Origin of the sequence: Methyloversatilis discipulorum (assembly GCF_000385375.1) — a bacterium.
In the GTDB taxonomy this organism is placed as follows: domain Bacteria; phylum Pseudomonadota; class Gammaproteobacteria; order Burkholderiales; family Rhodocyclaceae; genus Methyloversatilis; species Methyloversatilis discipulorum_A.
In genome coordinates, this window is the sequence record NZ_ARVV01000001.1 from 3552425 (window position 1) to 3564243 (window position 11819).

Sequence of the window (11819 nt, forward strand, 5' to 3'; positions counted from 1 at the left end):
CATGACGCTGCGCCGCCGCTTCGCCCGTCTGTGGCTCCTCACGCTGGCGCTGTCGCTGGCTGCGGTCGCACTGTTCAACGCCTTCATCGACCCGTGGGGACTGCACGGGCTGGTGCGCATCGACGGTGTGAACGCGGTCAAGATCCGTCCCGAGCGGGCGATCGGCGAGCTCAAACTGGCACGCGCGCTGCGCCACCGGCCGGACGCTCTCATCCTCGGCAACTCGCGCGCCGACATCGGTATGGACCCGACTCACGGCATCGTCGTTGCGCTCGCGCGCCGGCCCTTCAATCTGGCGGAACCGGGAGCCCGCCTGACCGCCCAGGTGCACCAGCTCGAAGCGCTGCTGACTGCCGGACATCGCCCGCGTCTGCTGCTGGTCGGGCTGGAACTGTTCGATCTGCTGAACGCCGAACCGCTGCGCCGCACCGACTGGCGGCCGCGCGACGACCTGTGGGCGCAGCAGCGTGTGACGCGGTTACAGAGCGTGATCACTCTGTCAGCGCTCGGCGACAGTCTGCTCACGCTGCGCGCGCAACACGACCCTCACGCGGCGACGCTGCGCGACGACGGCTTCAACCCGCTGCGCGACTACGAAGGCATGGCGGCGCGCGAAGGCTACGCGCCGCTGTTCCGTCAGCGCGCCGCCGAAAACGCCCGTCGCATCGGTGCTCACCGCTGGCCGTCGCGGCTCGATGCGACGGCCGATTTCATCGCACTGCGCCGCCTGCTCGAACTGGCCGACCAGCACGACATCCGCGTCGAGTGCTTCACCTACCCCTACCACGCGCACATCCTCGGCACGCTGCACCGGGCAGGCCTGATGGACGAAGTCGCCGCATGGAAGCAGGCGCTGGCTGACACGGTCCATGCCGCCGCGGCGCAGGGTGCGAACGTCAGGCTGTGGGATTTCGTCGCCGTCACGCCTGAAACGGCGGAAGCGGTGCCGCCGCCGGGCGACCGGCACAGCGTCACGCACTGGTACTGGGAAGGCGGGCATTTCAAGGCGGCGCTCGGACACCGCATGCTGGAGCGGATGCTGGGCACGGGCGGTACGGAGAACTTCGGCCGCCAACTGCCGCCGGAAGCGGTCGCCACCGATACGCTGGCGCGCGACGTCGATGCGCTGCTGGCGGCACGCGCCGATCTGGACGCCGATCTTGACCGCGCCTTCGCGACAGCCGGGCTCGACTGAGCTCCCCGGATACGCCCTGCCACCGGCGGGCTTCGCTGCAGATTTTCTCTGCACCGCCGCATCGGGGTAGAATCGCGCCCCTGCCCGTCCGTATACCGTCCCCACCCACCATGCAGTTCGTCGGCTTCAACCTGCGGAACAACCTTTTCGTCGCGCCCATGGCCGGCGTGACCGATAGACCCTTCCGCCAGCTGTGCAAGAAGCTGGGTGCCGGACTGGCCGTGTCGGAAATGGTCACGTCCAATTCCCTGCTCTACGGCAGCGCGAAGACGCAGCGCCGCGCAAACCACGACGGCGAGGTGGCACCGATCTCGGTGCAGATCGCCGGCGCCGACCCGAAGATGATGGCCGAAGCCGCCCGCCACAACGTGGACCGCGGCGCCCAGATCATCGATATCAATATGGGCTGTCCGGCGAAGAAGATCTGCAACGTGATGGCCGGTTCGGCGCTGATGCAGGACGAGCCGCTGGTCGAGCGCATCCTGGAGGCGGTGGTCAAGGCGGTGCCGGACACCCCGGTCACGCTGAAGATGCGCACCGGCTGGAACCGCGACAACAAGAACGCACCGATGCTGGCGCGCGTGGCTGAGCAGTGCGGCATCCGCGCGCTGGCCATCCATGGCCGCACGCGCGCCGACCAATACACCGGCCACGCCGAGTACGACACCATCCGTGCGGTGAAGGCGGCAGTGAACATTCCGGTGATCGCCAACGGCGACATCACGACGCCGCAGAAAGCGCGTGAGGTTCTGGCGATCAGCGGCGCCGACGGCGTCATGGTTGGCCGCGCCGCCCAGGGCCGGCCGTGGATCTTCCGCGAGATCGAACACTTCCTCGCCACCGGCGAACTGCTGGCGCCGCCCGAAGTATCGGAAATCCATCGCGTCTGCCGCGAGCACATCGAAGACCTGTACGGCTTCTACGGCACCGACAGCGGCGTGCGCATCGCCCGCAAGCACATATCCTGGTACACCAAGGGCCTGGTCGGTTCCGCCGCCTTCCGCCACGCGATGAACCAGCTCGAAGGCACGACCGCGCAGCTGGCGGCCATCGACGAATTCTTCGGTCGCATGGCGGCCGACAACGACAGGCTCGCCTACGAGCCGGAATCCACCGAAGACGAGACGCAGGTACTGGCCGCCTGAGCGCCCGAACACGGCGCAGCATCGGGACGGACCATCAGGGAGACGCCGCCATGAGCGGACGCAGTGATATTGCCGAGTGCGTGAGGCACTCGCTGGAACGTTATTTCCGCGATCTGGATGGCGAAGCGCCGAGCGACATCTATGACATGGTACTGCGCCAGATGGAGCGCCCCATGCTCGAGGTGGTGATGCGCGAAGCCGAAGGCAACCAGACGCGCGCTGCCGACATGCTCGGCATGAACCGCAACACGCTGCGGCGCAAGCTCACCGACCACGGCATGATCTGAGCGGCGCCCCGGCACCGCCCACCGAATTCCTCAACCTCCCACTGGAACGGCGCATGAAAGTACAGCGTGCATTGATCAGCGTATCCGACAAAACCGGCATCGTTGAATTCGCCACCGCCCTGACCGGGCTTGGCATCGAACTGCTGTCCACCGGCGGTACCGCATCGCTTCTGGCCAATGCCGGCCTGAAGGTGACCGAGGTGGCCGACCACACCGGCTTCCCGGAAATGCTGGATGGCCGCGTCAAGACGCTGCACCCGCGCATCCACGGCGGCCTGCTCGCCCGGCGCGAAGTCGAGGCCCACATGCAGGCGCTGGCGGAACACGACATTCCGACCATCGATCTGCTGGTGGTGAATCTGTACCCGTTCGAGGCGACGGTGGCCAAGGCTGGCTGCACGCTGGAAGACGCGATCGAGAACATCGACATCGGCGGCCCGGCCATGGTGCGTTCGGCAGCCAAGAACTGGCGCGGTGTCGGCGTGCTGACCGACGCCTCGCAGTACGCGGGCGTGCTGGACGAACTGCGCGCGAACTGCGCGCTGTCCGACGCTACCCGCTTCGCGCTGTCGGTCGCCGCCTTCAACCGCATTTCGAACTACGACGCGGCGATCAGCGACTACCTGTCGGCGCTGAACGCCGACGGCACGCGCAGCGAATTCCCGGCGCAGTCCAACGGCCGCTTCGTCAAGATCCAGGATCTGCGCTACGGCGAGAACCCGCACCAGCGCGCCGCCTTCTACCGCGACCTGTACCCGGCGCCGGGTTCGCTGGTCAGCGCGAAACAGCTGCAGGGCAAGGAACTGTCGTACAACAACATCGCCGACGGCGACGCCGCCTGGGAATGCGTGAAGAGCTTCGACAGCGGCGCCTGCGTCATCGTCAAGCACGCCAACCCCTGTGGCGTGGCGCTCGGTGCGACCCCGCTGGAAGCCTACCGCAAGGCCTTCGCCACCGATCCGACCTCGGCCTTCGGCGGCATCATCGCCTTCAACATGCCGGTGGATGCAGCAACCGCCGAAGCAGTAAGCGGCCAGTTCGTCGAGGTGCTGATGGCACCCGCCTTCACCGCCGACGCGCTGAAACTGCTGGCCGCCAAGGCCAATGTGCGCGTGCTCGAAATCCCGCTCGACGGCGTCGATGCCAAGGGCGCGACCGCTTGGGCACGCGGCCGCAACCTGCATGACGTGAAGCGGGTCGGCTCCGGCCTGCTGATCCAGACCGCGGACGAACCGGAATCGCTGGACGGCCGTCTGAAGGTGGTGACCAAGCGCGCGCCGACCGCCCAGGAAATGACCGACCTCACCTTCGCCTGGCGCGTCGCCATGTACGTGAAGTCGAACGCCATCGTCTATTGCCGCGACGGCGCGACGGTCGGTGTCGGCGCCGGCCAGATGAGCCGCGTTGATTCGACGCGGATTGCGCGAATCAAGGCAGAGAACGCCGGTCTGACCATTGCCGGTTCGGTGGTGGCGTCGGACGCCTTCTTCCCGTTCCGCGACGGCGTGGACGTGCTGGCCGAAGCCGGTGCCAAGGCCATCATCCAGCCGGGCGGCAGCATGCGCGACGAAGAAGTGATCGCCGCCGCCGACGAGCACGGACTGGCCATGGTGTTTACCGGCACCCGCCACTTCCGTCACTGAGCTGTACCCGCGCACGATTGAAGAAGGACGTGAAATGAAACTGCTGGTCATCGGTTCGGGCGGCCGCGAACACGCCATCGCCTGGAAGCTCGCACAGAGCCCGCGCGTGCAGAAGGTCTACGTGGCGCCGGGCAATGCCGGCACCGCGCTGGAACCGAATATCGAAAACCTGCCGATCACCGATTTCGCCGAGCTGATCAGCTTCGTCGAGAACGAGAACATCGCCTTCACCGTGGTCGGTCCGGAAGCGCCGCTGGCCGCCGGCGTGGTCGATTGCTTCCGCGTGCGTGGCCTGAAGATCTTCGGCCCCACCCGCAAGGCGGCCCAGCTCGAGAGCTCGAAGGACTTCGCCAAGCAGTTCATGGTGAAGAACAACATCCCGACCGCCCACTACCAGACCTTCACCGACGCCGCCGCTGCGCGTGCCTACGTCGACGAGAAGGGCGCGCCCATCGTGATCAAGGCCGACGGCCTGGCGGCCGGCAAGGGCGTGGTCGTGGCGATGACGCTGACCGAAGCGCACGCCGCCATCGGCACCATGCTGCCGGGCGACGACGGCGGCAAGTCGCGTGTGGTTATCGAGGAGTTCCTGCAGGGCGAGGAAGCCAGCTTCATCGTCATGTGCGACGGCATGAGCGCACTGCCGCTGGCCACCAGCCAGGACCACAAGCGCCTGCTGGATGGCGACGCCGGCCCCAACACCGGTGGCATGGGCGCCTATTCGCCGGCGCCGGTGGTGACACCGGAAATCCACGCCCGCGTGATGCGCGAGGTGATCCAGCCGGTGCTGACCGGCATGGCGCTCGACGGCCTGCCCTTCACCGGCTTCCTGTACGCCGGCCTGATGATTTCGCCGGACGGCGACATCAAGGTGCTGGAGTTCAACTGTCGCATGGGCGACCCGGAAACCCAGCCCATCATGATGCGGCTGAAGACCGATCTGGTCGACCTGATGGAAGCCGCGCTCGACTACAAGCTCTCCGAAGCCAGTACCGACTGGGACCGCCGCGTCGCACTCGGCATCGTCATGGCAGCCGCCGGCTACCCGGACGCGCCGCGCAAGGGCGACGTGATCAACGGCCTGCCGGCCGCGACCGCGGAAGGCCACGTATTCCACGCCGGCACCACCGAGCGTGACGGCAAGGTGGTGACCAATGGCGGCCGCGTGCTCTGCGTCACCGCGCTCGGCGACACGGTAAAGCAGGCGCAGCGCGCGGCCTACGCGTTGTGCGACCAGATCCAGTTCGACGGCGCGCAGTTCCGCCGCGACATCGGCCACCGGGCGGTGCGTCGATGAGCACGCGGGCGGAGATGGTCCGCGCCTGGCTGCTCGATCTGCAGGACCGCATCATCGCCGGCCTCGAAACGGCGGACGGCTCACCCTTCCTGACCGACGGCTGGGTGCGCGGCCCGGAAGAACGGCTGCAGGGCGACGGCCGCACGCGGCTGATCGAGGAAGGCAAGCTGTTCGAGCGGGGCGGCTGCAACTTCTCGCACGTGCGCGGCGACACACTGCCGCCGTCGGCCTCGGCCAACCGCCCGGATCTCGCTGGCGCCTCATTCGAGGCGATGGGTGTGTCGCTGGTGCTGCACCCGCGCAACCCCTACGTGCCGACCGTGCACCTGAACGTGCGCTTCTTCACCGCGCAGCCGAAGAGCGGCGACGCGGTGTGGTGGTTCGGCGGCGGCATGGATCTGACGCCCTATTACGGCGTCGAAGAGGATGCAGCCCACTTCCACCGCACCTGCCGCGACGCGCTGGCCCCCTTCGGCACCGACACCTGGGCGCGTTACAAGAAGTGGTGCGACGACTACTTCTACCTGAAGCACCGCAAGGAAGCGCGCGGCATCGGCGGCGTGTTCTTCGACGACCTCGGCGCCGACGGCGAAGTGAGTTTCGACCACGCCTATGGGCTGACGCAGGCCGTCGGCAACGCCTTCCTCGACGCCTACCTGCCCATCGTCGAGCGTCGTCGCGACACGCCCTACGGTGAGCGCGAACGCGACTTCCAGGCCTACCGGCGCGGTCGCTACGTCGAATTCAACCTGGTGTTCGACCGCGGCACGCTGTTCGGCCTGCAGTCGGGCGGACGCACCGAGTCCATCCTGATGTCGATGCCGCCGGTCGTGAAGTGGCGCTACGACTGGCACCCCGCCGACGGCTCGCCGGAGGCGAAGCTCTATACCGACTTCCTCCCGCCGCGGGACTGGATATAGCAGGCGTTCGCGAAGCATTGCTTCGCGCCTGCGGAGCCGGCCGCTCGTCAGTCCTGCGCGAGCTCAGCCTGAGAATCAAAAAAACGGGCACCTCAAGGGTGCCCGAACCGGGACTGCAGGAAGAACCTTTTGGCTTGCCCGCCGGCCTTCAGGCTTGTGGCCCTCGACCGGCGAACCCGCTCAAACTCAGAAGCGATAACCGATACCGACCGAATACAGCATCGGGTCGATGCCCAGCTTGGTTACCTTGGCGCCGCCGGCGCCCTTGATGAAGATGTCAGTGTCGATAGCAACGTACTTGACGTCGAAGTTCAGGAACCACTTCGGCGCGATCTGCACGTCGGCACCGACCTGTGCCGCCCAGCCGAAGCTGCTGCGGTCGATGCGCAGCGGCACGCTGCCGCCGAGAACGGTGCCGGCATCCAGATCGACGCTGGAGAAGCGCGTGTAGTTCAGGCCAAGACCGGCGTACGGACGGATCGTGCCTTCGGGATTGAAGTGGTACTGCAGCGTCAGCGTCGGCGGCAGGTGCTTGACTGAACCGATGCCCACACCGCCCAGTTCCACGTCATGCTTCTGCGGATAGGTCAGGATCAGTTCGGCGGCGATGTTCTTGGTGAAGAAGTAGGTGATGTCGATTTCCGGGAACACCTTGTTCTCGGCTTCGACATCGATCGGCAGGCCCAGACCGCCCGAATTGTCATTGTCCGGGTTCATGTACAGCGCACGTGCGCGCACCATCCAGTTGCCTTCATCAGCCGCGTTCGCCACGCCTGCCACGGCAGCCAGTGCTGCCACACCCACCCACTTGATCGCCTTCATTTTTACGTGCTCCAGAGGATTTAAACCGCATTCGGTGACGGCAGTATCCTCAAGAGGCGAAAACCCCACGTTGACCAAGGTCAATCGGCGGCGAAGTCTCCACTGCGGAGCTTTTCGATACGTTGTGCGCTATCCGGATGGCTTGAAAGCCAGCCCGCAGCCGTGCCATCCTCGCGCGCGCCGTGCGCGCGGGCGAGGCGTTCGAGCATGTCGGCCAGCAGCGCCGGCGAGCGCCCCTGACCGCGCAGCGCGCGCGCCGCGTAGGCGTCGGCTTCCTGTTCCATGCCGCGCGAATAGCCCGACTGCAGCAGCACGGTCGGCGCCATCGCGAGCAGGCTGCTCACGTCACCGGCGTACCAGGTCATGAACAGCGCGACGGCCGACCCCTGCAGCACCATGCGCATGCCATGCCTGAGTTCGACGTGTCCGAGTTCGTGCATCAGTACCGCCAGCACCTGTTCGTCATCGTTGGCCAGCGCGACCAGTTGGCCAGCGCGACCAGTTGGTCGGTGACGATGAGCGAGCCGTCGGGCAGCGCAAATGCGTTGGCACCGACCGATCCGCCCGAGCGGAACAGCAGCGTGTGCGGCAGCGTGCTGCGCGCGGCGAGCGCCGAGCGCAACTGCTGCTGGCGCGCCTCGTCGAGCTTGCTCGGTGCGAGCAGGCGGTCGTCCAGCAGTTCGAGCGCCTGCTGCGACATGGCCGCCACCACCGCCTGCGGCACGTGCGGCGCCGCCATGCCAGCCGCCCACGGCAAGCCGTAGCGTGCGCCCAGCCAGACGATCAGGATCAGCGCTGCGACGGCACCGAGCACGACGCGCGCATCGAAGGCCCAGCGTACCGTCGCACGGTCGCGGTGACCGCTGGCGTCGAGGATCTGCGCCAGCGCGGCATGATCGCGCACCTCGACGTGCGCACCGTCGGCGAAGGTGATCAGCCGCGGCGCCGCCCCCATCGGCTCTGACAGACGCAGCGTAGCCAGCGGCTCGCGGCGCGCGACACCTTCGGCCTGCACGTGCAGTGCGTCACCGTCGAGCTCGATGGTCGCCGCGTGCGCCCGCGCGCTGACACCGTCGAAATAGAGGGCCGCCACTGACGGCATGTCAGAGCGCGATGTCGACGTCGAACAGATCGGCTGCCTCCTCGCCGGTCGCTGCCACGTCCTGCGACTGACCGGCGACGAAGTCGTCGAGCGGACCGGCGCTGATCATCGTGACGCTCTCGATCCGGTAGCGCGCGAGCCTGATCGCGGCGAAAGGCATGAACAGGCCGAAGGTGCAGACGATGGCAATCAGGTTGGTCAGCGTGATCGCATACAGCGTGCGGGCACGGGCACGCGACTCGAAGCGATGCGGGCCGAGTCGCGTGTTGTTCCACACCAGGTTCTGCAGGCGTGCAAGCAGATAGGGCTGAACCAGCATGAGCACGCCCAGCCAGCCGAGAAACAGAAGTATCGGCAGCATGGACAGACTTTCCGGCCCACCGCCACTCAGCGCGAAGAGACCCACCATCATTGCCCCCATCACGAGCAGCCCCGCCAGAAGGAGCAGGAACAGGACGCCGTACATCCTGTAGAAGGCGGACACCGGCACATCCAGACGAAAACGCGTGGCGCCGAAGCGTGTGTTGTCGAGCTGATAGCGCTTCATGCGCTGGTGCCACATCGGCGCCAGCAGGTAGAGCGTGAGAACGGACAGCAGCGGCCACATCAGGAAGACCGAGTAAGCCCCCCTCTCGTCGCCATCGAAGGCGAAGCGCAGGCCACGCCAGCTGGTGTTGCGGGCGCGGAACTTCAGCGAGCGCATCAGCAGCATCGGCATCACGGCGGCCAGCACGATGGCGACCGCAATGCCGAGGACGGGCGAGAACTCGAATGACAGGTTATAGGCAACCAGCAGGATGACGCCGATCACCCGTCCCTTCAGGATGGCGCGCGGATCCCCGTGGTAGTCGAAGGCCGCACCGCCCAGCGTGGTATGACGATGGAAGTACTGCAGCCGCCGGACCTTGGCCCAGGCGGAGTAGATGCCCAGCGTGACGATGCTGAGCAGCAGGTTGACGATCCAGATGCCGAAGTATTCGGCACCGCGGCCGGAGAAGATGAGCGCCTCCGCGTGCGGCGCGCCGGAAGGCCCGAAGGGGTCGGCAGGCGGCTGCGCCGCGACTTCACTTTCGAAGGGATTGTTCATGTCTCGCCCGCGCCGATGATCACGCGCGGATCATGACATACGCACAGCGACGCGGTTCACTTCATCAGTGCCGCCGCGCGGAAATGTGCCCGTGCATCGTCGGGTCGCTCCAGGTGCTCGGCCAGCAGCGCCAGTTCGACATGGACGATGCGCGACGGCTGCACCGCCAGTGCCGCTTCGAGATAGCTCTGCGCCTTGCCCCAAAGCTGCTGCGTGCGGCACAGGCGGCCGAGCGCGAGCAGCAGTTCGGCATCGTCCGGATGGTCGCGCAGCCAGGCCTCGGCCCGGGCGATGCGCGCCAGCGCGTCGGCGCCGTCGGAGTGCGCGTACAGCGTCATCAGCGACGATTCCCAGCCGCGCTCGATCTGCGCCTCGATCAGCTTGCGCGCCTGAGCGAACTGGCCGGCTGCGACCAGCGCCTCGCACATCGCGCGCACCACCTGCGCGTCCTCACGCTCGACCGACGGCAGGCTCTTCCAGTAGGCGTCCAGTTCCGACGGATCGATGTCGTGCAGCGCCCCCATGTGCGCCTGGCGCCGGACCGGTGCCGCCTGTTCCGGCGTCAGCGCACGGTGCTTCTGCAGCAGACGCACCACACGCAGCAGGCCGCCCCAGTCGCCGAGGCCGCGGCGGGCGCGCATCGCCAGCCGCAGTGCGGCGACGTGGCGCTGACCGCCCGACTGCAGCACGTCGATGCGCTCCAGCGCGTCACCGTATTCGCGGCGGTCGGTCAGGATGTCGGCTTCGGTCATCAGGCGCGCAGTGCGCAGATCGTCGAAGCGCTCGGCCTGGCGCAGCCACTCGTCGGCTTGTACCTGTTCGCGCATCGCGTGCGCCGCGCGGGCACCGATGAGCGCTGCCAGGCCGGGCGACTCGCCGCCCTCGACCGCCACCCGCGCGCTGCGCTGGGCGTGACCGTAGCGGCCTTCGAAATAGAGCCGGGCCGCGTCGCGCAGCGCAGTCACCGCACGATGACGGCGCTGGCGGGCGCGATAGCGCGCGGCGCGCGCCGGCATCCGCATCAGGCCGTCGATGAAATGGAACAGGCTGTACAGCAGCGCGACCCCGAGCAGCAGCGTGACGATGAACAGGTTCAGCGACAGTTCGACGCGCCAGGGCGACCACTGGATCAGCACGAAGCCGTCGTTGTGACGGGCGGCGATGACCAGACCGACAGCCAGCGCACACAGGCCGAGCAGCCACAGCAGCAGGCGCACCATCAGCGCTTCTCCTCGCGCGTGACGGTCGGGCGCTGACGCTGCGCCTTCAGCTGGGCCAGCGAACTCATCGATTCATTCAACCCCGGCAATGCCTCGCCCGGATCGACCGCCGCCAGCTGGCGCAGCGTGACCAGCGCGTTCTCGGTCTGGCGGGCGCGGGTGTCGTAATAGCGCTCGATCCACTCGCGCGCCAGCCGGATGTCCTCACGCCAGACGGCACCGTTGCGCTGCAGCAGCGCAACGCGCGCGTTGATCAGTCGAAGTTTCAGGTTCTCGCGCAGGAAGAAGCTGTGTTCCGGCGACAGCAGCGCGGGATCGGGACGGTCCAGGCGTTCGATGCGCACCAGCTGACGGACTTCCTCCCACACCGCCCGTGCCAGCCGCTGCGCCTGCGTCGGCTCCGCCCCCTTGTCGTCGCCGGCCGCTGCCGTCGACGCACCCCGGGCCGGCGAGCGTTCGAAGGCGAGCGGCAGCCCATCGACGACGGACAGCAGGGTGTCGATGCGCAGCGCCTGGCCGGACAGGTCGGCCATCGGCGCCCGGCGCAGCCGCTCCATGTCGTTCGCCATGGCACGGCGCAGCGGCAGGTAGCGGCCGGTATCGACGCGCGCCAGCCGGGCTTCGGCGCCAGACAGCGCACTGAGGGCGAGCTTGGCGTCACCGGCCAGCTGCAGCTGCTGCTGGCCCAGCACTAGCGCATGCTCGACTTCGGCCAGCACGCGCTCGTCGTAACTGCGCACCAGGTCGTCGGCCAGGTACTCATAGGCTTCGATGCGTGCCCGCAGTTCGGCCAGCTGCACTTCCTGGCTGCTCAGTCGCGTGCCGTAGCCAGCGATGCCAGCGGCCTCCTGTTCGGTCGCGCGGGTCGCCTGAGCCGCCTGTTCGCCGACCACCTCGACCCGTCTGTGCAGTTCGGACTCCAGTGCACGCATGCGCTGCAGCATCAGGAAGCTCGCCACGCCGAGCGCCACCAGCAACAGCAGCGACAGGCCCAGCGCCCACAGCGGAACGACGCCCTCGCGTTTCGACGACGCCGGCTGGGAGGCGGCTGCGCCGACGGGGGTGACAGGGGTATTCGGTGGTGTCTGCTCGCTCATGTCG

At 67.5% G+C, this 11819-nt stretch carries 12 protein-coding genes; 6 read left to right on the forward strand and 6 right to left on the reverse strand.

Features of this window, described 5'->3' with window-relative positions; all coding sequences use genetic code 11:
- Position 1 precedes the first annotated feature (1 nt).
- The 6 genes from METRZ18153_RS0116515 to hemF all read left to right on the forward strand — a co-directional run bounded on the left by METRZ18153_RS0116515 (position 2) and on the right by hemF (position 6487).
- Positions 2-1195, forward strand: a complete 1194-nt coding sequence (locus METRZ18153_RS0116515; protein ID WP_020165781.1) for a hypothetical protein — start codon at positions 2-4, stop codon at positions 1193-1195.
- A 110-nt stretch (positions 1196-1305) separates the two neighbouring features.
- Positions 1306-2340, forward strand: coding sequence for a tRNA dihydrouridine synthase DusB (dusB, locus tag METRZ18153_RS0116520; RefSeq protein WP_020165782.1), 1035 nt, complete (start codon positions 1306-1308; stop codon positions 2338-2340).
- A gap of 50 nt (positions 2341-2390) precedes the next feature.
- Positions 2391-2627, forward strand: coding sequence for a Fis family transcriptional regulator (locus METRZ18153_RS0116525; protein WP_019916864.1), 237 nt, complete (start codon positions 2391-2393; stop codon positions 2625-2627).
- A gap of 53 nt (positions 2628-2680) precedes the next feature.
- Complete coding sequence (purH, locus tag METRZ18153_RS0116530) at positions 2681-4270, forward strand: bifunctional phosphoribosylaminoimidazolecarboxamide formyltransferase/IMP cyclohydrolase (protein ID WP_020165783.1); 1590 nt, start codon at positions 2681-2683, stop codon at positions 4268-4270.
- 34 nt (positions 4271-4304) lie between these two features.
- Complete coding sequence (gene purD, locus METRZ18153_RS0116535) at positions 4305-5567, forward strand: phosphoribosylamine--glycine ligase (protein ID WP_020165784.1); 1263 nt, start codon at positions 4305-4307, stop codon at positions 5565-5567.
- Positions 5564-6487 carry an oxygen-dependent coproporphyrinogen oxidase gene (gene hemF, locus METRZ18153_RS0116540; RefSeq protein ID WP_029143836.1) on the forward strand — a complete coding sequence of 308 codons (924 nt, stop codon included), beginning with the start codon at positions 5564-5566 and terminating at the stop codon, positions 6485-6487. The genes purD and hemF overlap by 4 nt, the downstream gene beginning before the upstream one ends.
- A 186-nt stretch (positions 6488-6673) precedes the next feature.
- Here the strand turns inward: hemF and METRZ18153_RS0116545 are convergent, their stop codons facing one another.
- From METRZ18153_RS0116545 to METRZ18153_RS0116565, 6 genes are all read right to left on the reverse strand, one after another.
- Positions 6674-7309: an OmpW/AlkL family protein gene (locus tag METRZ18153_RS0116545; protein WP_020165786.1), complete on the reverse strand. Its 636-nt coding sequence runs from the start codon at positions 7307-7309 to the stop codon at positions 6674-6676.
- An 80-nt stretch (positions 7310-7389) separates the two neighbouring features.
- Positions 7390-7749 (reverse strand): M48 family metallopeptidase, encoded by a 360-nt coding sequence (locus METRZ18153_RS21175; RefSeq protein ID WP_232416072.1) that lies wholly within the window; start codon positions 7747-7749, stop codon positions 7390-7392.
- Positions 7749-8411: a DUF7092 domain-containing protein gene (locus METRZ18153_RS21180; RefSeq protein WP_232416073.1), complete on the reverse strand. Its 663-nt coding sequence runs from the start codon at positions 8409-8411 to the stop codon at positions 7749-7751. The genes METRZ18153_RS21175 and METRZ18153_RS21180 overlap by 1 nt, the downstream gene beginning before the upstream one ends.
- A gap of 1 nt (position 8412) precedes the next feature.
- On the reverse strand, positions 8413-9498 hold the full coding sequence (locus tag METRZ18153_RS0116555; RefSeq protein ID WP_020165787.1) for a YjgN family protein: 1086 nt from the start codon (positions 9496-9498) through the stop codon (positions 8413-8415).
- A gap of 56 nt (positions 9499-9554) precedes the next feature.
- Positions 9555-10718 carry a heme biosynthesis HemY N-terminal domain-containing protein gene (locus METRZ18153_RS0116560; RefSeq protein ID WP_020165788.1) on the reverse strand — a complete coding sequence of 388 codons (1164 nt, stop codon included), beginning with the start codon at positions 10716-10718 and terminating at the stop codon, positions 9555-9557.
- Positions 10718-11815, reverse strand: a complete 1098-nt coding sequence (locus METRZ18153_RS0116565) for a uroporphyrinogen-III C-methyltransferase (protein WP_020165789.1) — start codon at positions 11813-11815, stop codon at positions 10718-10720. Before METRZ18153_RS0116565 ends, METRZ18153_RS0116560 begins: the two co-directional genes overlap by 1 nt.
- Between the last annotated feature and the right edge of the window lie 4 nt (positions 11816-11819).